The sequence below is a fragment of the Streptomonospora sediminis genome (genome assembly GCF_054778995.1).
This window is the reverse complement of the sequence record NZ_BAAGYZ010000115.1, coordinates 1-20381: the sequence shown is the minus strand read 5'-3', so window position 1 is coordinate 20381 and position 20381 is coordinate 1. Positions and strand designations below refer to the sequence as shown.

Annotated in this window: 22 protein-coding genes; 9 read left to right on the top strand and 13 right to left on the bottom strand. The window is 68.7% G+C overall.

Annotated elements, in window-relative coordinates:
• Positions 1-55 precede the first annotated feature (55 nt).
• From ACYVD5_RS22855 to ACYVD5_RS22835, 5 genes are all read right to left on the bottom strand, one after another.
• The gene (locus ACYVD5_RS22855; protein ID WP_461003181.1) at positions 56-961 is read right to left on the bottom strand and encodes an ABC transporter ATP-binding protein; all 906 of its coding nucleotides are present in this window, start codon (positions 959-961) and stop codon (positions 56-58) included.
• 38 nt (positions 962-999) lie between these two features.
• The gene (locus tag ACYVD5_RS22850; protein ID WP_461003180.1) at positions 1000-1734 is read right to left on the bottom strand and encodes an ABC transporter permease; all 735 of its coding nucleotides are present in this window, start codon (positions 1732-1734) and stop codon (positions 1000-1002) included.
• Positions 1735-1796: 62 nt separating this feature from the next.
• Positions 1797-2597: an ABC transporter permease gene (locus ACYVD5_RS22845; protein WP_461003178.1), complete on the bottom strand. Its 801-nt coding sequence runs from the start codon at positions 2595-2597 to the stop codon at positions 1797-1799.
• A 203-nt stretch (positions 2598-2800) separates the two neighbouring features.
• Positions 2801-2977, bottom strand: coding sequence for a DUF397 domain-containing protein (locus tag ACYVD5_RS22840; protein WP_461003177.1), 177 nt, complete (start codon positions 2975-2977; stop codon positions 2801-2803).
• Positions 2964-3761: a helix-turn-helix domain-containing protein gene (locus ACYVD5_RS22835; RefSeq protein ID WP_461003176.1), complete on the bottom strand. Its 798-nt coding sequence runs from the start codon at positions 3759-3761 to the stop codon at positions 2964-2966. Before ACYVD5_RS22835 ends, ACYVD5_RS22840 begins: the two co-directional genes overlap by 14 nt.
• Positions 3762-3906: 145 nt before the next feature.
• Between ACYVD5_RS22835 and ACYVD5_RS22830 the strand changes: the two genes are divergently transcribed.
• Positions 3907-4173, top strand: coding sequence for a hypothetical protein (locus ACYVD5_RS22830; RefSeq protein ID WP_461003175.1), 267 nt, complete (start codon positions 3907-3909; stop codon positions 4171-4173).
• A 277-nt stretch (positions 4174-4450) separates the two neighbouring features.
• A complete protein-coding gene (locus ACYVD5_RS22825; protein ID WP_461003174.1) occupies positions 4451-5140 on the top strand; it encodes a TetR/AcrR family transcriptional regulator in 690 nt (229 codons plus the stop codon).
• Here ACYVD5_RS22825 and ACYVD5_RS22820 read toward each other — a convergent pair.
• Entirely contained in the window at positions 5104-5796 is a 693-nt protein-coding gene (locus tag ACYVD5_RS22820; RefSeq protein WP_461003173.1) for a FadR/GntR family transcriptional regulator, read from the bottom strand. The genes ACYVD5_RS22825 and ACYVD5_RS22820 overlap by 37 nt on opposite strands.
• Positions 5797-6069: 273 nt before the next feature.
• On the opposite strand from ACYVD5_RS22820, the gene ACYVD5_RS22815 reads away from it, so the two are divergent.
• The 5 genes from ACYVD5_RS22815 to ACYVD5_RS22795 all read left to right on the top strand — a co-directional run bounded on the left by ACYVD5_RS22815 (position 6070) and on the right by ACYVD5_RS22795 (position 9751).
• Positions 6070-7233 (top strand): CynX/NimT family MFS transporter, encoded by a 1164-nt coding sequence (locus ACYVD5_RS22815; RefSeq protein WP_461003179.1) that lies wholly within the window; start codon positions 6070-6072, stop codon positions 7231-7233.
• 180 nt (positions 7234-7413) lie between these two features.
• On the top strand, positions 7414-7836 hold the full coding sequence (locus ACYVD5_RS22810; protein ID WP_461003172.1) for a DUF3592 domain-containing protein: 423 nt from the start codon (positions 7414-7416) through the stop codon (positions 7834-7836).
• Between the two features lie 404 nt (positions 7837-8240).
• Positions 8241-8711, top strand: coding sequence for a DUF3592 domain-containing protein (locus tag ACYVD5_RS22805; protein WP_461003171.1), 471 nt, complete (start codon positions 8241-8243; stop codon positions 8709-8711).
• 114 nt (positions 8712-8825) lie between these two features.
• Positions 8826-9251 carry a DUF3592 domain-containing protein gene (locus tag ACYVD5_RS22800; protein WP_461003170.1) on the top strand — a complete coding sequence of 142 codons (426 nt, stop codon included), beginning with the start codon at positions 8826-8828 and terminating at the stop codon, positions 9249-9251.
• Between the two features lie 83 nt (positions 9252-9334).
• Positions 9335-9751 carry a DUF3592 domain-containing protein gene (locus ACYVD5_RS22795; RefSeq protein WP_461003169.1) on the top strand — a complete coding sequence of 139 codons (417 nt, stop codon included), beginning with the start codon at positions 9335-9337 and terminating at the stop codon, positions 9749-9751.
• 56 nt (positions 9752-9807) lie between these two features.
• Here the strand turns inward: ACYVD5_RS22795 and ACYVD5_RS22790 are convergent, their stop codons facing one another.
• Positions 9808-10716 carry a CPBP family intramembrane glutamic endopeptidase gene (locus tag ACYVD5_RS22790; RefSeq protein WP_461003168.1) on the bottom strand — a complete coding sequence of 303 codons (909 nt, stop codon included), beginning with the start codon at positions 10714-10716 and terminating at the stop codon, positions 9808-9810.
• Positions 10717-10982: 266 nt separating this feature from the next.
• A complete protein-coding gene (gene aceA, locus ACYVD5_RS22785) occupies positions 10983-12281 on the bottom strand; it encodes an isocitrate lyase (RefSeq protein ID WP_461003167.1) in 1299 nt (432 codons plus the stop codon).
• Between the two features lie 218 nt (positions 12282-12499).
• On the opposite strand from aceA, the gene ACYVD5_RS22780 reads away from it, so the two are divergent.
• Together ACYVD5_RS22780 and ACYVD5_RS22775 are read left to right on the top strand one after the other, a co-directional pair.
• Positions 12500-13936 (top strand): helix-turn-helix domain-containing protein, encoded by a 1437-nt coding sequence (locus tag ACYVD5_RS22780; RefSeq protein WP_461003166.1) that lies wholly within the window; start codon positions 12500-12502, stop codon positions 13934-13936.
• A gap of 269 nt (positions 13937-14205) precedes the next feature.
• A complete protein-coding gene (locus tag ACYVD5_RS22775; protein ID WP_461003165.1) occupies positions 14206-15444 on the top strand; it encodes an acyl-CoA dehydrogenase family protein in 1239 nt (412 codons plus the stop codon).
• 32 nt (positions 15445-15476) lie between these two features.
• On the opposite strand, the gene ACYVD5_RS22770 is transcribed toward ACYVD5_RS22775, so the two are convergent.
• The 5 genes from ACYVD5_RS22770 to ACYVD5_RS22750 form a co-directional block, all read right to left on the bottom strand.
• Positions 15477-16037, bottom strand: coding sequence for a GNAT family N-acetyltransferase (locus ACYVD5_RS22770; protein ID WP_461003164.1), 561 nt, complete (start codon positions 16035-16037; stop codon positions 15477-15479).
• Positions 16038-16051: 14 nt separating this feature from the next.
• Complete coding sequence (locus tag ACYVD5_RS22765) at positions 16052-17542, bottom strand: asparagine synthase-related protein (RefSeq protein WP_461003163.1); 1491 nt, start codon at positions 17540-17542, stop codon at positions 16052-16054.
• Between the two features lie 132 nt (positions 17543-17674).
• Positions 17675-18082, bottom strand: coding sequence for a hypothetical protein (locus ACYVD5_RS22760; RefSeq protein WP_461003162.1), 408 nt, complete (start codon positions 18080-18082; stop codon positions 17675-17677).
• A gap of 89 nt (positions 18083-18171) precedes the next feature.
• Positions 18172-19383 carry a helix-turn-helix domain-containing protein gene (locus ACYVD5_RS22755; protein WP_461003161.1) on the bottom strand — a complete coding sequence of 404 codons (1212 nt, stop codon included), beginning with the start codon at positions 19381-19383 and terminating at the stop codon, positions 18172-18174.
• Between the two features lie 11 nt (positions 19384-19394).
• Positions 19395-19916, bottom strand: a complete 522-nt coding sequence (locus ACYVD5_RS22750; RefSeq protein ID WP_461003160.1) for a flavoprotein — start codon at positions 19914-19916, stop codon at positions 19395-19397.
• Between the last annotated feature and the right edge of the window lie 465 nt (positions 19917-20381).

The following is a 20381-nucleotide window of genomic DNA, read 5'->3' as shown; positions in this document are numbered from 1 at the left end:
GTCACTGATCGCCTACGACCACTGACCGGTACACACAACAACTCCCATCAACGATCTAGTTGGTGTAAATGCGCCGCACCACTTCCTCGATGTCGGGTTCGCGCAAGGCAATGTCGGCGACCGGGTAGCGCGCCGTGACCTCGGCGATCACCGTCGCCGGGTTGCCGCGCAGCTCCAGCCACTGGCGCGGGCCTTCGACACCGGCCGTTCGCGCACCGGGCACCTCGATGGGCGGATGTGTCCCGTCCAGATCCACCACCAGCGTCCGCGGTGAGGGCGCGGCGGCGTGCAGCCCGGCCAGGTCGCCGTCGAACGCCAACCGGCCGCCGTCGATGACCATCACCCGCCGGCACAGCCGCTCCACATCGCCCAGGTCGTGGGTGGTGAGCAGGATGGTGGTGCCGCGCTCGGCGTTGAGCCGCAGCAGGAAGTCGCGGATGGCCGCCTTGCTCACCACGTCCAGCCCGATAGTGGGCTCGTCCAGCACCAGCAGCCGCGGATCGTGCAGCAGCGCCGCGGCAAGGTCGCCGCGCATCCGCTGGCCCAGGCTGAGCTGGCGCACCGGCGTGGCCAGAAAGTCCGCCAGCTCCAGCACCTCGGTCAGCTCGGCCAGGCGGCGGCGGTGGTCCACGGCACCGACGCGGTACAGATGCCGTGTCAGCGCGAGGCTGTCGCGCAGCGGCAGGTCCCACCACAGCGTGGTTCGTTGCCCGAACACCACGCCGATACGCTGCGCCAGCGCCGTGCGCTGCACGGACGGTTCCAGCCCGCACACCCGCAGCCGTCCGGCGCTGGGCGTGAGGATGCCCGTCAGCATCTTCATCGTGGTTGATTTACCCGCCCCGTTGGGTCCCAGGTAGCCGACGATCTCGCCCGCCGCCACCGCAAAGGACACCCCGCCCACGGCACTGACCCGGTGCCTGCGGCGGCGCAGGAGCGGCCCTTCGGCAACAGTGAACATCTTGCCCAGGCCCTCGGCCTCGATCTCCGCGGTCACGGTCAACTCCCTGTCGATCGGTAACGCCGCACCCCGGCCCGCCACACCGCGGCGGCGACCAGGGCCAGTACAAGGGCGACCCCAGGCGAGGCCGTACGCAGCCACGCGGCCATGCCCAGCGGGTCGGTGCGGTCCAGCAGGAACAGCGCCGGCTGCCAGCTCACGAACGCCAGCGGGACCACGAACGTGACAGCCCGGACCACGTCGCGGCCGTAGACCGCCAGCGGGTACTCGGTCAGCGCCTGGCCCCCGTAGGTCACCGAGTTGGCGACCTGGCGGGCATCGGCGATCACGAACTGCAGGCACGCGCCGATCACCCACACCGCGCAGCAGATGACCACCCCGGAAACGATGAACACGGGCAGCATCACCACCCGGGCGGCCGTCCACTCGATCGGCAGCTCCCACAGCGCCCAGCCCAGGGCGGCCGCGGCCGGCACCGTCTTGCCCAGCCTGCGCGGCGAGAACCCGTCGGTGGCCAGCTGCACCAGCGCGGGCACCGGCCGGACCAGCATGACGTCGAACGCGCCGGTGCGGATGTGCTCGCCCAGCCGCTCGACCGACCCCAGCAGCAGGTCGGCGAGCGAGAACGCCATTGCCGCCAGCCCGTAGACCAGCACCCCCTCGTACACGGTGAACCCGGCCAGGCGCCCGGTATGGCCGAACAGGAACAGCACCGCGCACAGTTCGGCGGCGCTGCTCGCCACCTGGGCGAAGGTGAGCATCGCCAGCGACATCGGATACTGGGCCACCGCACGCGTCCAGGTCCAGGCCAGGCGGGGATAGGACAGCACGCCGCTCACCCGCCCTGCACCGCGAGCCGGCGGGTCGCCCGAGCGGTCAGCGCCGCACCGGCGGCGACCAGCGCCGCCGCCCACACCGCCTGGAACAGCAGACCGCCCGCTGCGCTGCCGCCCGGCACCGTCGCCTTTCCCAGTAGGATCTCGGCGGGCACCTGCACCAGCGCCGACCACGGCAGCGCGCGCAGCACGCCCGCCAACGCGTCGGGAAACAGCACCAGCGGCAGCAGCATGCCGGAGCAGAACGGCCCCAGCAGGGCGCCGAGCGAGTCCAGGCCGCGGGTATCCACGATCCAGAAACCGGCCACCGCATACAGGTACCGCAGGCCGAACCCCACCACCGCGGCCAGCAGGAACGCTGCCAGCGTGGCCAGCCACCGGACCGGATCAGCGGGCAGCACCAGCGGGAACAGCACAACGCCCACGCCGAACGTCGGCAGACTGCGGAAAACCACCGAATAGGCGGCGCGGCCGAGGTCCTGGGCCATGAACCACAACATCGGGTTCACCGGGCGCAGCAGGTCGACGGCGATGTCGCCGCTGCGGATCCGCTCCGACAGCTCCAGCGGCGGACCCATGATCGCGCTCGGCCCGATCAGCGCCTGCGCGACATAGACCTGCGTGACGGCGTCGACGCCGCTGTAGCCGTTGATGTGCGGCTGTGCGGCGAATACGGCCAGGAGCACCATGGCGTTGATGGCGCCGAAGACGCTGTTGGTGATGACACCGGCGGCAGTGGCCGTCCGGTACTCCGAATAGCGGCGCAGCCCATGAGCGAACACCGCGAGATACACCCGCACCGTGCCGTGCCCTCCTTCTGGCGGATCGAGGTTGAGGCACGGCCCTGCGGGAGCAGGTCCGGAACGCCGGAGCCGAGGAATTTAGCACAGCGGGGGAGCGGAAGGGTAACCGGGCCGGTGGCCGGGCCAACGCAAAGACCCCCGGCGCCGGGGGCCGGGGCGTCGGGGGCGAGTGGGGGAGGGGCGGTCAGAGGCGGAGGGGGTTAGAGGGAGTGCAGTTCGGTGATGAAGGCGGTCCACTCGTGGTGGGGGAAGGTCAGGGGGGCTTGGTCGCGGTTCTGGGTGTCCCTGAGTTGGGTTGCCCCCTCCCCAGCGCGGCACTCGACGCAGTTGGTTGCGCCCTCACTGTAGGAACTCTTGCTCCATTCACTGTTGATCATGGTTGAGATTCTCCCTGATAAGTCGCAGTGATGCGGACGGGGGCAGGGCCACAGTCGCGAGGTCGCTGAATAAAGTCTGGTATGTCCCTACTATGTCCGGATGGTCGGAAGGGTGGCCGCTGACCTTGGTCTCGGTGAAGGACACCGTGCCCTTCTTAGGAACTGTGAAGAGGAGAAACCCACCGTCCTGACCCGGGCATGTCTCTGATTCCATGGGCACGATGAGGATCTGGACGTGCGGTCGTTCGGCCATCGCTCGCAAGTGCTCTAGTTGGGCGGCCATCATCTCCTTACCGCCGATCGGGCGGTAGAGGACGTGTTCTTCGATGATCACTCGTAGCAGGGGTGGCCGGTCCTGATAGAGGACTTCCTGTCGCTCCATCCGTGCCTTGACGCGTTCGTCGATCTCCTCCTCAGTATCGAGTGGACGCCCCTGCCTGAATACAACACGCGAATAAGCCTTGGTCTGGAGGAGTCCGGAGACGATGAGCGGGCAGTACTCGCGGATCTCCGTTGCCTCGCGTTCAGTCACGGCCACACCGGCGAACCAGTCGGCGTACCTGCGTGCCTTGCGTCGGGAGTCCTCCCACCTCCTTGTCAGTTTCCCGTTGGCGTTAAGGAGGCTGTCGAGTCGCACGGCTTGGGGCTCGGTTGTCCCTTTTGCGCCTCGTTCGATCGCGGAGATTTGCGACTGCGAAATCGGAACCTTACGAGCAAGCTGAGTCTGGGAAAGTCCTGCTGCCTCCCGTAGTTGGCGAACTTCCAAGCCAAACCTTAGGTCCATGCCAACACCATCTACTACCTGTGTACTTCCGCGCAATACCAGGTAACGGAAGTCTGCCCACGTCGGTACTACCCGGTAGCCGGGAGCTAGATCGATGTCGGAAGCTTTGGATGTCAGTCCGTTACTAGGAAGGGCAAAGGTCTCCATGGCAACCGACTATTCGGACTTTCCCCTAGAGATACAAACCCGACTCATCGACCTCAATCAGGTCAATTCCATGTACCGGGTCTGGGCATCCCGGAACGAAGACGGCACCTTCGGCGCCTACTACGCCAGCCTGCGGCCCTACTTCAACCGGATGGACAGCCGGTTCGCGCCCACCCTCGGGTCCGACTCCCACATCCAACTGGAGCGGCTGCTCAACCTCCCGCCCGACCGCGTACCGCCGCCGCGGCTGCCGCACTCGGAGTGATGCGCCGTGGAACAGCGAACAGCACCCTCCCGGTGGGACTGCCGGTTGTGCGCGCGGCGCGGCAACGACTCCTGGCGCGACATCTGCGGGTACTGCGGCAACCCTGAATCGGCGAACCGCACCCTCCCGGCGCTGCCGCCGAAACCATCCGGCGGCGGCTCGTGTGCCGCGGCCGGGCGGCCGGATCCGGCTTCCGAGCCCTGAGCGGCCCCGGACCCCGGCACACTGGTGGTCCGAGCAAGACCGCCCGGGCACACCTAACGCACCTGGAATTACGATGAGCGACCACACGAACGCGGGCGGCGACGCCGCAGGCGGCGCCACCGAAGGGAGGCCCGAGCCGCCCGGCGCCGTGTCGGCGCGCGGGCGGGCGACCCGGGCGCGATTACTGGCCGGTGCCCGTGCGGAGATCCTCAGCGGCGACGGCACGCTGGAGGTGACCGCGGTCGCCCGCCGTACCGGGGTTTCGGCCGGGCTGCTCTACCGCTACTTCACCGGCAAGGACGGCCTGGTCGCCGCAGTCGTCGACGACTTCTACGACGGCTACGACTCCGAGGTCTTCAACACCCGGATGGCCGAGGACGGCCTGATGGGCTGGCCCGCCTGCGAGTACGCGCGCCTGCGCAGGGAGATCGACTTCCTCTGCGACGCGCCGCTGGCCAGGATGATCGTGGGACGGCGGCTGCGCGAGCCCGCAGCCGCGCAGACCGACGCCGTGCGGCTGGAGCGCCAGATCGACACCGCCGCGCGCAGCATTGCCAAGGCCCAGCGCGCGGGCGAGCTGGACGATTCCTTCCCGCCCCGCCTGGCCGCGGCCGCAACCCTGGGCGCCTTCCGGGAGTTGATGGCCGAGGCGCTCAGCGCCGACGCCGATCCGCCCCGCGGCCAACTCCTTGAGGCCGTCTGGCGCGTGGGCTGCAGCCTGCTGCTTCAGTCGCCGGCCAGCGACAGCAGTTCGTCGAGATAGCAGGCGGCCTCGCGTAGCGCGCGGTCGGGGTCGCCTGCGCGGATGGCATCGGCCAGCCCGTTATGGTCGATGCCCTTGTGGTCCATCCCGCCGTCGGCTTCGGGCCGACCGTAGGCGGTGTGGGCGATGCTTTCGTACACGGCCTGCGCGATGTCGTCATACAGGTCGATCAGCAGCGGATTGTGCGTTGCGTTGACGATCGTGCGGTGGAAGCCGAAGTCGGCCTCGACGAACCCGGCCATGTCCTGCTCGCTCCAGGCGGAGTCGCGCAGAGCGACGGAGCGGTCGATGTCGGCGAGGTCCTGTTCGGTGTGGCGCAGCGCGGCCAGGCGCGCGGCTTCCATCTCCAGGGCCCGGCGCACCTCCAGGTTCTCCCGCAGGCGCGAGCGTTCCAGCCTGCGGCGCAGCGCTCCGCCGAGTTCGCTGGAAGCCCGCACGAATGTTCCGGCGCCCTGGCGGATCTCCAGCAGTCCCGCGTGTGCCAGCGCGCGGACCGCCTCCCTGACTGTGTTGCGTCCCACCTCCAGCTGGTCGGAGAGCTCGGATTCGGTGGGGATCCGGTCGCCAATGCCCCACTCGCCGGAGTCGATCTGGGCGCGCAGTTGGCTGATGACCTGGTCGACGAGGCCAGTGCGGCGCGTCGAAGCGAGAGGCACGCGATACCTCCTACGGGTGGCGGCCAAGAGCGGGATGGCCGGTCGGTTGTGCGGGCGGTTTAGGCCGGAGCTTAGACCAGTCCCGGCCGTGAGTCGGCCTTCGCGGCGAATGCGTTACGGTCATGATGTAGATCCTGTGATCCCATCTCTTGACCCACACAACTCCGGGAGGACTGCGTGACGGGCGCCTCAGCAGACACAGCCGTGCCGCCCGCGAGTGGGGGCGGTGCGGCGGACCGATCCGGCCGCGGGCGGCCGCGCCACATCGCGTGGCTGTTGATCGGCGGCATCGCCCTGGCCGCGGTGAATCTGCGGACGGGGATCACCAGCGTCGGCCCGCTGTTGACCGAGGTCACCTCGGGCCTGGGCATGTCCGCCGTGCTCGCGGGCGTGCTGACCACTCTTCCGGTGCTGTGCTTCGCGCTGTTCGGGTCGCTGACTCCGGTGCTGATCCGCCGCTTGGGCGAACACCGCCTGCTCGCCGCGGCGCTGGTCGCGCTCACCATCGGCCTGTCCACGCGGCCGCTGGTCGACGGCGCCCTGCCCTTCCTCGCCCTGAGCGCGATCGCGCTGTCCGGCGGCGCCGTGGGCAACGTGCTGCTGCCCACCCTGGTCAAGCAGCACTTCCCCGACCGCGTCGGTGCGATGACCACCGTCTACACGACGTTCCTGGCGCTGGGCACCACCATGGCGGCGGCCGCGACCGTGCCCGTCGAGCAGGCCAGCGGAAGCTGGCGGCTGGCGCTGGGCTTCTACGGCGCCTTCGGGCTGCTGGCGGCGGTGCCGTGGCTGGCGCTGCTGCGCCACAACCCGCCGCGCGCCGGCGGAGCGGCGCCGATCGGCCTGGGGCACGTGCTGAAGACCGCGATGGGCTGGCAGAGCGTGCTGTTCTTCGGCACCCAGTCGACGATCGCCTACATCATGTTCGGCTGGTACGCCGAGATGCTGCGCGACCAGGGCATGGGCGCGGCCCAGGCGGGGCTGATGCTTTCGTACCTCACCGCGCTGGCGGTGCCGCTGTCGCTGGTACTGCCAGGGCTGATGGCGCGTGTGCGCGACCACCGCGCGTTCGTTGTCTTCTTCTTCGCCTGCTACGCCGTCGGGTTGGCCGGGCTGTGGGTGTCGCCGCTGCAGGGCACGTGGGTGTGGACCACGCTGATCGGGCTGGGCATGGCCACGTTCACCCTGGCGCTCACCTTCTTCGCGGTGCGCACCCGTACGTCGGGGGCCACCGCGGCGATGTCGGCCTCCAGTCAGAGTATCGGCTATCTGATGGCCGGTTCCGGTCCGTTCCTGTTCGGCATGCTGCACGAACTTACCGGCGGTTGGCACGCTCCACTGGTGCTGGTTGTGATTATGGTCACCGCCAATCTTGCCGTGGGTCTCCTGCTGGGCCGGCCCCGGCATCTGGAGGACTCGCTGCCCGGGAACGGGTGAGGTAGCGGCGGGCGCACGCCGGTGCGGGGGCGTACCGGCACCCGCAGGCGCGGTGGGAGCGCTCCCGGTGGTGGTCTTGTCCCGGCGGCGGCCGGACTGGCAGGCTGCCCACTTCGCCCGTGAGCCCCTGCGCCGCCGGGTCGCCGGACGCTGCGCCGCCGCATAAGGAGATAGCGCCCCGTGCCACAGTTTTTTGTAGACGACTTGGTCGCGCTGCTCAGTGCGGCGGCCTTTTTGGCGGCCGCGATCGTTTTGGCGCGAAACCTCCTGAGGGCTAGAGAGCTGCGCCGGACCGGCACCCGCGTATCCGGGACCATCGTCGCCCTCAAGTGGAATAGGGGCGGGAGCGATAACTCTCCCATGCGCAACGTCGTGTTCGACTACGAGACGCCGAACGGCCGTATCGTCGCGGACCAGACCTGGAGCTCGGCTGCGAAGGACGACTTCCACGAGGGCCAGCCCATCACGGTGGCCTACGATCCGGCGAGCCCCGACAGGGCCGAGATCATGGATACGGAGTCGCAGCTTCGGGGCGGGTTGCGGATGGTGGCGGTGATGCTGGTCGGCAGTGTCCTCTGCGTTTCCTTTTTGTTCACGACCTAGTGTGCTGATTGGACGATTCATTTACGGGTGACCGGGTGACCGGTGATCCGCCCGCCGGCGGGGCACTCGGGCAACCAGGACCTTCGGCGGCGGCAACGGCCGGCTGTGCGGCCTTGCGGTCTGCCGGGCGGCGGGTGGTCTGCAGACAAAGGCGGCGACAAGGGCAGCGGGCGGCTCGGGTGGGCGGGCGCGTGTCCGTTATGTCGGTTTCCGGGATTGCGGTCGGCGATGACCCTGCAGAAATGCCCATCTCAGCGCCAATATTTGGGCATTCTGCATGATCATAAGGTGCGCCGGGCTGGCCCGCCGCCTGCGGCCGCGCCGCCGAGGCGGTGCTGCCATCATTGGGCGCCGAACGTGCTCCGCCCGGACCGCCGAACGGAGCGCACCCGTGAGGAGTCGGCATGGACCTTGTTCTCATCGGCGTCGCGGCCTACCTGTTGGCGTTCCTGTTCCTGTTCCCTCCGCTGGCCGGCTTCTGGATCCTCCGGCTCATCCGGTTGCTTCGGCTGCGCCGGCGCGGCAACCGTGCGGAAGGGACGGCGGTCTCCGTTCCGAAGGGCGGGGTGCCGGTCAACGCCGCGGGAACCGCGGTCGGCGAAGCGCCGCCGACCGAGCGCAGCGGCGGGAAGCAGCGCCTCGTGGTCCGCTTCGAGACCGGCGGCGGCCGCACCGTCGACGCCAAACCCGGGCTCGCACTCGCATTCGCCCGGGCACGCCCCGGTCAGCGGGTGACCGTCGTCTACGACCCCGCCAGACCGCCGCGCGCCGACATCGTCGATTGGCGGGCGCGGATCCGAGTGCACCAACTGATCATCGCGTCGGTGGCCGTCGTCTGCCTCGTGCTGGGCGCAGCGGCTCTCGGCGTGTTTTAGCGGTTCCGCCCCTCCGGCGGACCCCGGAGGGGCCGGCGCCGACCGGTCGGAAAGCGCCGCACCGGCCCAAGCCACCGGCCGTTACGCACGACACCAGGATCACAAGGAGTCGCTTTGGCACACATCCTCCTCTTACTCACCGCGCCCCTGTGGGCGGCGCTGTCGGTCTTCTCGGCGAAACAGACCGCCAAGCTCCTCCGGCTGCGCCGCACCGGTGAACGCGCGCCCGGAACGGTCGTCTCCGTCCAATCCGAGCGGGACGACGGCGCAGGCGTGCGGGAAGTCCGGTTCCGCTTCGAGACACGCGAAGGACGGGTGATGGAGACGTCCCCCAGCGGCAAGAGTGCGTTCAACAGGCTGCGGAGCGGCCAATCCATCACCGTCGCCTATGATCCGGCGGACCCGCTCAACGCCGAGATCATCGACTCGAAAGCGCAGCTCGTGAGCTACGTATTCGTCGCTCTGGCCGCGGCCCTGGCCTGCGTGCTCAGCGTGCTGGGCGGTCTGAACATCATCGAGGGAGCCGGCGACCGCTACTGACTCCACCACGCCGCGGCGGGTGGCCGGCACCTTCCGCCTCGGTCCACTTATCCGCGCTGCACCGGGATCACAAGGAAGCCGCCTTGGCACACGTCATACTTCTGACCACCGCACCTTTTTGGGGGATGCTGGCGGTCTTCTCGGCACAGCGGTTCGTGCGGTCGCTCGAACTGCGCCGCAACGGCGAGCGGGTTCCCGGCACGGTCGTCTCTGTCGAGAACGACGCAGAGAACTCGAAGGAGGTGAGGTTCCGCTTCGAGACACGCGACGGGCGCGTCATGGAGGTCGAACCCAGGGTGCAAAGCTCGTTCACCCGGCTGCGCCGCGGTCGGCGCATCACCGTGGCCTACGACCCGGCGGACCCGTCCAACGCCGAGATCATCGAGTCGAAGCTGCAGATGAGGGGTTATGCGTTCTTTGCCCTGGGCGGAGCCATCGCCTGCGTGCTCAGCGCTGCGTGGGGTCTCGTCCTTGTTCTAGGAGCCGGCGACCGCTACTGATTCCCCGCCGGATCCGGCCGGCGGAACCGCGGCCGGCACCGCCGTCCGCGCTCGCCCTAACCGCCGCCCGGCAGCCAGTCGAAGTGGCCGATCAGATAGACCGAACCGACAAAGGCGACCATGTCGATAACCGAGTGGGCCACCACCAGCGGCATCACCCGGCCGTAGCGGCGGTAGAACCAGCAGAACACCAGCCCCATCACCAGGTTGCCGAAGAACATGCCCACCCCCTGGTACAGGTGGTACGAGGCGCGCAGCAGCGAACTGGTCACCGCCGAGGCCAACGGCGACCAGCCGAGCTGCTCCAGGCGCAGCATCAGGTAGCCCACCACGATGACCTCCTCCAGCACGCCGTTCTTGGCGGCCTGGAGCAGCAGCACCGGCACCGTCCACCAGTGCTCGTTGAGGTCGCTGGGCGCAACCGTCACCGTCAGGCCGAGCTGGTAGGAGACCAGGTAGACGACCAGGCCGCCGCCGCCGATCAGCGCGGCCAGACCCGCGCCGCCGAGCAGGTCGCGGCCGGGGCGCGTGACATCGAACCCGATCGAGGCGGCCGACTGGCGGGTGCGGTGCAGCAGGTGGACGGCCAGCACCACCGGCGCCATCGCAAAGGCCACCGATGTGAGCTGGCGGGCGAGGTCCAGCCAGGGGCGCTGGTCGGCCGCCTGCGAGCCGACCAGGCTGGCCGTCTGCTCGGCCAGCGACTCCGGCGCGGTCAGCGAGCCGATGAAGGAGATCACCGCCGAGACGGCGGCGGCGCCCAGCGACAGCGCCAGCACCAGGGCGACCTCGCCGCCCAGTAGCCGCCGTGTCAGCGGGGCGGACTCGTAAACCGCGGGCGGCTGCGCTGCCCGGGCGGGTGAGCCCGTTGGCGCCGGTTCCGCGGCCTGGGGCGCGGAGTCCTCGGACGGCGGGGCCGAATCCTCGGGCTGGTGGGCGCGCTCGTCGGAGGTGGGCTCGGGCATGGTCCCGATGATGGCATGCCGGCGCCACCGGCCCGCACACAGGCGCCGCCGCCGACGGTTGTGCGCGGCATGCGGGCAGGCCGCGCCGGGCCCCGCTGCGGGCGGTCGTCGGCCCGGACGCCGCAGGGGCGCCCGGGCCGGACGGTGCCTCCGCCGGCCCCGCGGGTGACACGTGCGGCCGCGAGGCCGGCGGAAGGGCGACGGCGGCCCGCCGCGCCCCAGCCACGAAAGCGGGGCGGGTCTGCCGTCAGGGATGAGGACCAGTATCAGTGAGCCGCTGAGAACTGGTCCTCTTCGGTGGAGCCGGTGAGCGCGGTGGTCGAGCCGTCCGGCGTGATCGCCGTGCTGACCAGGTCGAAGTAGCCGGTGCCGACCTCGCGCTGGTGGCGGGTCGCGGTGTAGCCGCGCTCCTCGGCGGCGAACTCCGCCTCCTGCAGCCCGACATAGGCCGGCATGCCGCGCTCGGCGTAGCCCTGGGCCAGGTCGAACATCGAGTGGTTCAGCGAGTGGAACCCGGCCAGCGTGATGAACTGGAACTTGTAACCCATGTGGCCCAGCTCGCGCTGGAACTTCCCGATGGTGGAGTCGTCGAGGTGGCGGCGCCATTTGAACGACGGCGAGCAGTTGTAGGCCAGCATCTGGTCGGGGTACTCGGCCTTGATCCGCTCGGCGAACTGGCGGGCGACCTCCAGGTCGGGCGTGGAGGTCTCCATCCACAGCAGGTCGCTGTAGGGGGCGTAGGCCAGGCCGCGGGCCACGCAGGCTTCGAGCCCGTTGCGAACCCGGTAAAAGCCCTCGCTGGTGCGGTCGCCGGTGATGAAGGGGCGGTCGCGCTCGTCGACGTCGCTGGTGACCAGGGTCGCGGCCTGGGCGTCGGTGCGGGCGATGACCAGCGAGGGCACTCCCGCGACATCGGCAGCCAGGCGGGCGGCGTTGAGCGTCCGGACGTGCTGGCCGGTGGGGATCAGCACCTTGCCGCCCAGGTGGCCGCACTTCTTCTCCGAGGCGAGCTGGTCCTCCCAGTGCACACCCGCCGCGCCGGCGGCGATCATGCCCTTCATCAGCTCGAAGGCGTTGAGGACGCCGCCGAACCCGGCCTCGGCGTCGGCGACGATCGGCGCCATCCAGTACGGGGCGTCCTCGTCGCCCTCCGACCAGGTGATCTCGTCGGCGCGCTGGAGCGCGTTGTTGATGCGCCGGACGACCTGGGGCACCGAGTTCGCCGGGTACAGGCTCTGGTCGGGGTAGGTGTGGCCGGCCTGGTTGGCGTCGGCGGCGACCTGCCAGCCGGAAAGGTAGATGGCCTTCAAGCCGGCGCGGACCTGCTGGACGGCCTGGTTACCGGTGAGGGCACCCAGCGTATGGACGTAGTCCTCGGTGTGCAGCAGGTTCCACAGCCGCTCGGCGCCGAGGCGGGCCAGCGTGTGCTCCTCGGTGACCGAACCGCGGAGCCGGACCACGTCCTCGGCGGAGAAGGTGCGTTCGGTATCCGCCCACCGGGGGTCGGTTTCCCACTCGTGGCGAAGTTCGGCTGCCGCTTGCTGCTGACGACCGCTGATACTCATGGCCTGTCACCGCCTTAACGTGTTTCCCCTGGTAGTCGTGCCGGTCGGGGAGCAGTCCCGGCAGGGGCGTCGGTCCCTGCCGGGCGGCTTGTTTCCCGCCGGTAACCCCGATTCTTGGCAACATGGGCGGGTTTTACGAGCCGTATCCGGGTGAAGATATGGGAATCTTTCCGTACCATGAACGCATGGCGTACTTCGGGACTGAAGAAATACCGTCTTTGCCGGGCGATCTGGATCTGGTCACCTTTGGCCAGCGGCTGCGGCACCTGCGCCGCACCCGCGGCCTGACGCTCTCGGACCTCGGCGAACGTGTCGGCCGCGCCCCCTCGCAGCTGTCCCTGCTGGAGAACGGCAAGCGCGAACCCAAGCTCTCCCTGATCACGGCGCTGTCGCAGGCGCTGGGGGTGTCGGTCGAAGAACTGCTCTCGCGCCAGCCGCCGAGCCGGCGCGCCCAGCTCGAAATCGCGGTCGAAGAGGCCCAGCGCGACCCCGTCTACCATTCGCTGGACCTGCCCCACCTCAAGGTCGGCAAGCGGGTGCCCAACGACGTGCTCGAACACATCGTCGGCCTCTACGACGAACTGAAGCGCCGCTCCGTCAAGCCCACCGCCACCCCTGAGGAGGCCCGGCGCGCCAACGCCGACCTCCGCCGGCAGATGCGCGAGCGCGGCAACTACTTCGAGGTCATCGAGAAAGCCGCCCAGGAGACCCTGGACGCCGTGGGCTACAGCAGCGGCGCGCTCTCCCAGGGCCAGATCCTGTCGATCGTCACCCACCACGGCTTCACGCTGCGCTACGTGCAGGACCTGCCGCGTTCGGTGCGCTCGGTCACCGACACCCGCAACCGGCGGCTCTACCTCAAGCGCGAATCGCTGGGCATGCACAGCCCGCGCACGATCCTGCTGCAGACCCTGGGCCACTTCGTGCTCGGCCACGGCCAGCCGCGCGACTTCGCCGACTTCCTGCGCCAGCGGGTCGAGGCCAACTACTTCGCCGCGGCCGTGCTCATCCCCGAATCCACCGCAGTGCCCTACCTGCAGGAGGCCAAGAAGCTGCGCGACCTGTCGGTCGAGGACCTGCGCGACGTCTACTCGGTCTCCTACGAGATGGCCGCGCACCGGTTCACCAATCTGGCCAACCGCCACCTCGACCTCGTCTGCCACTTCATCCGCAACGACGAGACCGGGATCATCTACAAGGCCTACGAGAACGACGGGCTGACCTTCCCCACCGACGACACCGGGGCGATCGAGGGCCAGCGGATGTGCCGCTACTGGTCGGGGCGCCAGGTGTTCGCCTCGCCCGACCGCTACTCGATCTACTACCAGTACACCGACAAGCCCAACGGCACGCACTGGTGCGTGGCCCACGTCGACCCCAGCCGCGAGAAAAACTTCGCGATCACGCTGGGCGTGCCCTACAAGGAGTCGCGGTGGTTCCGGGGGCGCGAAACCACCAACCGCACCAAGTCCAACTGCCCCACCGGCGAATGCTGCGTGCGCCCGCCGGCCGAGCTCTCCGCGCGGTGGGAGGGCAACGTGTGGCCGTCGGCGCGCGCCCACTCGCACGTGCTTTCAGCGCTGCCGTCGGGGACCTTCCCCGGTGTCGACGAGACCGACGTCTACACCTTCCTGGAACGCCACGCCGAGGAGTAGTTGCGGGTGGGCGATGCGGGTTTCCGGGGTCGGTGTTGGTTCCAGGGTTCCGGGGCGCGCTTTCGGGGACCGGACCCGCGTGTTACCGTTGGTAACACTTGCTTGGTCGGCCGGTGCGGCCGGTGCGCCCGCGTGCCCACGGGTTCGGGCGTCCAGGTGTCCGCGGGTGCCCGGGGGCACCCGCCGCGGCCGCCGTGCGCCGGCGCGCCGAGCTGTGCCGCCCCCGCCGTTCCCTCGCGCCGCGAGGACCACCCGAAGGACGAGTGCAGATGAGCGAGACCGCCGACAGCCCCGCCCCGGGCTTCAGCCTGGAGCTCAGCGAGGACGTCCGCGACGTCCGCGACTGGGCGCACGGCTTCGCCCGCAACGTCATCCGCCCCGCCGCCGCCGAATGGGACGAGCGCGAGGAGACCCCCTGGCCCGTGCTGCAGGAGGCCGCCAAGATCGGGCTGTACTCGCTGGACTTCTTCGCCAACCAGTGGATGGAGCCCAGCGGCGTGGGTATCCCCGTCGCGTTCGAGGAGCTGTACTGGGGCGACCCCGGCATCGCGCTGTCGCTCACCGGCACCGCACTGGCCGCCGTCGCCGTCGCGGGCAACGGCACCCAGGAGCAGCTGTTCGAATGGGCGCCGGAGATGTTCGGCGGCGCCGATGACGTCAGGCTCGGCGCGTTCTGCTCCTCCGAACCCGACGCCGGCAGCGACGTCAGCGCCATCCGCACCCGCGCCCGCTACGACGCGGCCACCGACGAGTGGGTGCTCAACGGCACCAAGACCTGGGCCACCAACGGCGGCATCGCCGACGTGCACGTCGTGGTGGCCTCCGTCGAGCCCGAGTTCGGCTCGCGCGGCCAGGCCAGCTTCGTCGTCCCGCCCAACACCCCGGGACTGTCCCAGGGCCAGAAGTTCGCCAAGCACGGCATCCGCGCCTCCCACACCGCCGAGGTCGTCCTCGACGACGTGCGGGTACCCGGCCGCTGCCTGCTCGGCGGCAAAGAACGCCTGGACGAGCGGCTCGCCCGCGCCCGCGAAGGGCGCCCGTCCAAAGGCCAGGCCGCCATGAAGACCTTCGAGGCATCACGCCCCAGCGTCGGCGCCATGGCAGTGGGCTGCGCCCGCGCCGCCTACGAGTACGCCCGCGACTACTCCGTCCAACGCGAGCAGTTCGGCAAGCCCATCGGCGACAACCAGTCCGTGGCCTTCACCCTCGCCGACATGGCCACCCGCATCGACGCCGCCCGCCTGTTGGTCTGGCGCGCAGCCTGGATGGGCCGCAACGACAAGGAGTTCGCACAGGCCGAGGGCTCCATGAGCAAACTCTTCGCCAGCGAAACCGCCACTTGGGTCACCCAAAACGCCATGCGCCTCCTCGGCGGCAACGGCTACACCCGCGAATACCCCGTAGAACGCTGGCACCGCGACGCAACCATCTTCACCATCTTCGAGGGCGCCAGCGAAATCCAAAGACTGATCATCGGCCGAGCGGTCACGGGGCTGCCGGTGCGGTGACGTTTCCGCAGGTGGTGGCGGAAGATTCGCAGTTAGTCCGACACCGCCGGCGTCGGTGGGGATCCGGTGGGGGCCGACGCCGTCCGCGCCAGTCCCAGTGAGCCGAGGTCGATGCGTTCGGTTCGTCGTGCGAGCAGGTACACACGGAGGCTCTTGCGCTGTTGCTCCCGTATCAGCGTGAAACCCTGCCGTTCGTAGTACCGCGCTAGCTCTGGGGAGAAGCACCCTCGCCTGACCCAGGCGCGGCCCTGCTGCGCCGCGCGGTCCACCGCCCAGAGGGCGATGACCGATCCGGGCTTCTGGGCCCGGTACGCGGGGTCGGTCACCGTCGTGAACAAGTACAGGGCAGGCTCAGCCGCCTCTTGGGACTTCCAGTCCTTGGGCGGGGCCTGGGAGAGGACCGTAGTGCATCCGACCATGCGCCCGTCCGCATAAAGGACCCACATGGCACCGTTGCCGGCCTGCGCCGCAAGATCGGCGGCGTTCGCACGCCAGGACGGGATGCCGCGTTCTTCCATCCAGTCGCAGCGTGCGTGGATCATCGCCGCGACGGCGGAAATGTCGTCGCCCGTGGCGGGGCGCATCGTGAACACAGGGCGCTGTCCCTTCATTGGCCGAGAGCCGCTTCGGCACTCATATGCAGACTCAGCACTTCCAAAATCTTGGAGTCCCGTTCCTCTTGGTAGTCCGCGGAAGTCAGGTGGTCGGCGGCGGTTCGCAGCCCGTCCGGGTCAACCAGGCCTTCGTCGAACAAGGGCGACCCGTCAGTGAGCATACGGGCGAACAACGGAGGTGCATGGACGGTCAGGGCATGTTCGACGACCTCGGCGAAAGACTCCCGTTCGACCGGGTGGACAACTTCATGGCCCATCCCCAGGGAGGCCATACGGCGGCGTTGCAGTTGCTTGAGCTCGCGCCAGGCGAACGGAAGCTGCTCGCCCAAATCGACCATGAGCGGATCGGCGAAGGGGTGCATCGGCCAGAGCCCTTCGCGCAGCAATACCGGAGCGGTGGTCTCCAGGGACAGCAGGGTCATGCTGTTGATGGGCGCCGGGGGCGCGATGCTGTCGTCAGCGAACTCCAGCGCAGCCCGTGCTCGTGGCCCGATCCAAGGTAGGACCTGCGCGTCGGTGATCTCGCCCAATCCCTTGTGCGGTTCCTCCTCTTGAGTGAGCGCAACCATCTCGTCACCGCCGAGGCCGGTCACTACGGTGCGGGCGCCGACCTCGGCCACCGCACGCGCCAGTTGCGTGAAGGGGTGGTGCAGTGGCTCTTCCAGAGGATTGATGACATTCCCGCCGACCCACCGGCACTCTGGCGCCAGCGGTGGGTACTTCATGGCGTCGACGGAAATATCGATTTCGGCGAACGGACTCCCGGAACGCATCTCGGAGCGGCGGCGGATCTGCTGTTCGCGCCCAGGTCCGCCGATGAGCAGAGCCGACGTCGGGAACAGTCCGGGGAACCGCTCGGCTGCTCGCATGGCCACGGTGCCCGAGTCGAACCCGCCGGTCAGGTGGAACAAGGTGCTATCTGCTGCCCAAGGGCGCCGGTCCATGGAGGCGTCCATGGTTTCCACAAAGGCGGTAAGGACATCAGCGCCGGAGACCAGCTCCCGCGGTTGCCGGTGCCTTGCAGGATCTGGGCAGCTGATCCATAGATGCCCGCCGAAGTGCGCGGTCGCGCGTTCTGTGAGCCGGTATATGCCGCGGAACAGGGTTTCCGTGCTGTAGCGGGGGCGAAAGATCAGTAGGCGCGCCGCTTCCCGGGGGTTGATCCCGGCGATGTGTTCGCGCAGGTTGCCCATGTCCCAGGACCCGAACAGGGTCGAACTGTTGTTGGCCAGGTAGAGGGGTGTGGTGCGGGCGGCGCCGGCGCTGACGCGCACGGGCCGACCCGGATCGGTTTCGATAAGGACGTAGTCGGTGGGCCACTTATTGGCGGCATCGAGGGCGTTGTTGTAGTCGCCCGAGGAAAGGTGCCGGACCTCAGGGGTGCAGGCCGGGCGGTCGGCGACGCGTTCGCGCACCATGAGAAGGGTCCGACGTCCGTCGGTGGCGGCCAGGTATTCGACCATCGGGTGGTTGAACGGTTCCACTCGGTTGCGGTTGTCGGCCGTGTGAAAGCACGTCCCTGACCAGTACCAGGACGGATTCTCGCTGTAGGGGGTCAATCGCAATCGCAACATGAGGGCTCCGTCCTGGGGTCACCTATTTGCCGGGTTAGTTGGTCAGCGGGCGGTGGTGTCGTAGGTGTGCGCGGAGTCGGACGAGCCCGAGGTCTTTTTGTATTCATGGCTTTGTTCAGGGCTCTGCACAATCTCCCGGGGCGGGGCCATGAAGATCCCGGTCGGTGTTTTCGGAGCGGCCGGGGGAATAAAGTCGTTCATTTTTCCTCCATGCGCGGGGGTATGGTCAAGTCTTTCCGGTGTCGGTTTGCGGACCGATTGTTCCACTGTGGTCCGGTGAATCCGGAAATACCTCGATGTCTCGTGTTCTGATGTGAGATGCGATGACGTTTCCGCATACTGGCGGGCTCCACCGATCGTGGGATGCCAGACACGGCCGGGATCGGCCCTAAGTCGTTCGTCCGCGGCTTCATCGAGGGAAAACGCCGGCACGGGAATGTCGTCAACCACGTACCGACCATAGGCGCAGTCCAGCGGTGCGATCCGTACTACCGCGATGGTAAAAAACCCGCACAGAAGTGCGGGTGGCTGAGCGCGGGTCAGACGACCCCGGTGCGGCGGGCCAGTGGGCGCAGCTCAGGTGTAGAGCGGCCGTGTTCGCGCTTCAGCAGTTCGGTCAGGACCTCTTGGGTGGAGGGGTTGTAGCGCACCAACTGCGGAGACAACCTTTCGGCTTCCAACAGCGTGTTGACCGCGGCGGCGTCCATTCGGCGCATCGTGTAGCCGCGGGCTATATCCAATTGCACTTGGGCGCGTCGGCCGATGAGTCCTTCAGGAATCTTGTTGACATCCAGCGCCTCGCCGGTTTCGATGGCGGTCTGCGCGTCGCCGACGGCCACAGCCGTCGACACGGTGTGAAGTTGCACGTTGGAAGGGCCGAAAGCGGTCCCAAAGTAGTTGGCGTCGCGGCCAAGCCGTTCTGCGGCGCGCCCGGCTTCGGAGAGGAAGCGGGGAATGTTGGCGCGGTCGAAGTCGGCGGCGGCAGCGGTCGCGGCGGCCAGGTGCAGGCCTCCGTAGACGCTCAACTCCTCGGGTGTCCCGGGATTCATGCGCCGCTCCAGCGCATGGGCCGCACCCATAGCTACGTCCAGTGCGGCCACCCGCCGTCCCCGCGAAATGAGCACATAGGTCAGCCGGTAGGCACCCACCGCAGCGAGTAGGGGTTCGTCGGCCCACTCTGCCGCCGACACGGCACGATCCGCCGCCTGCCACGCAAGTTCGCGCTCCCCCACCCGCTTCAATACGGCCGCGGCTGTGTTGTAAACCTGTGCGCGGGCCGAACAGGCCGCTGGCCTGTCGCCTCCGCGATTGCAAGCAGCGCCCTCCACGTCGCGGATCAGGCGGGGTAGCCGTCGGCCGACCTCGTCATAGCGGGTGGCCTGGTAAGCGGCGTAGGTCCGGTCGGCCTCGTCTCGGAGCCGCTCGACATCGATAACCTGCTCGTCTCCTGTGGCCTGGATGATGGTTTCCAGGCTCGTGTAGCGGGTCATCGCGGACTCGATGTCGCGGGCGGCGGCGTAGCGAACGCCGATCCGGCTGGCTTCCTCCTCGCCGGTCAGTTCATGGAGGTCGATACGCAGCACTTCGGCCATTCGGGTCAGCACCTCATGGGAGTCCACTTTGCGTTTGCCGCGCTCAACTTGAGAGAGCCAAGATTCGGAGCGGCCCACGAGCCCGGCCAGGGCGGCCTGGGACAGGCCGCGGCGACTGCGGGCGCGTTGGATGATCTGCCCGCGCGTGGCTGCGTCCACGGCCGGCCTCCTCACGGGGATCGGGTCACGGTGCCGAGGGTGTCGGCGACATGGCGCCAGGACGGCATGCGGTGGTCATACGGGGCCTCGGGGTCGAACTGGACCGTCACGGCGGGGATGCTCTTCAATGTCGCCAGGGACTGCTGGAATGCGGGGTGCGCGGCGAGTTGGGGCTTGCAGTGCGGCACCACCACGGTGGGTACGCCGTAGCCGGTCATCTCGCATAGGAGCCCGATCGCGAAGTTGTCCGCGTTCCCCTGGGCGAACTTGTTCACCGAGTTGAAGGTCAACGGGCACGCCAGCACGGCGTCGGCCTTGGGCATCGGGGCGCCGGTACCCGGCATGCGGTATTCGACCCGCACCGGGTTGCCGGTCAGCGCCTCCAATTCCGCGGCATCGTGGAAGTTCGTTCCTGTGGGCGTGGAGAACACGGCGACTTGCCACCCCTCGGTCTGCAGGAGCTTCACCAGGTGGCTGAGGCCTTCGGGCGCGGGGGCAGCGGAGACCGTCAGGTACAGCGTGCGTGAGGCCATGAGGGCAGTGTAGAAAGAGCGTTCAGCGGCTGCCGGGGGTTCGCCACCATCTCCGCGGTCTTCGAGGGCGCCGAGTGCAGAGCCCGGCGGCTGACGCATCCCGCGTGGAGGCATCGGGCCCGGCCCTCAGGGCCTCAGCGCGCTAAGCCCTGTTTAGGAAGTGTGTGTTGTGAGATCGGTGGCGATCATGCAGAAATGCCGGTCCCAGCTGTGAAATCCGGGCATTTCTGCAGGGTTGTCGGTGCGCCGGGTGGCCCGCCGCCTACTGGCGGGCCGGTGGCCGCCCGCCCCGGCCGCCTGCGGCCGTCGATGCCGCTTTTCCTGTTCCGACCGCCCGCGGGTCGGCCGCGGGCAAGGCCGCCGAGCGGACCCGTGTCCGACCCGGCCTCTTCTTAAACAGGGCCTAACCTCGATCTTTCGTGAGGCTGCGGCGTCGAAGTGAAGGACCCGGCCCTGTCTCACGAG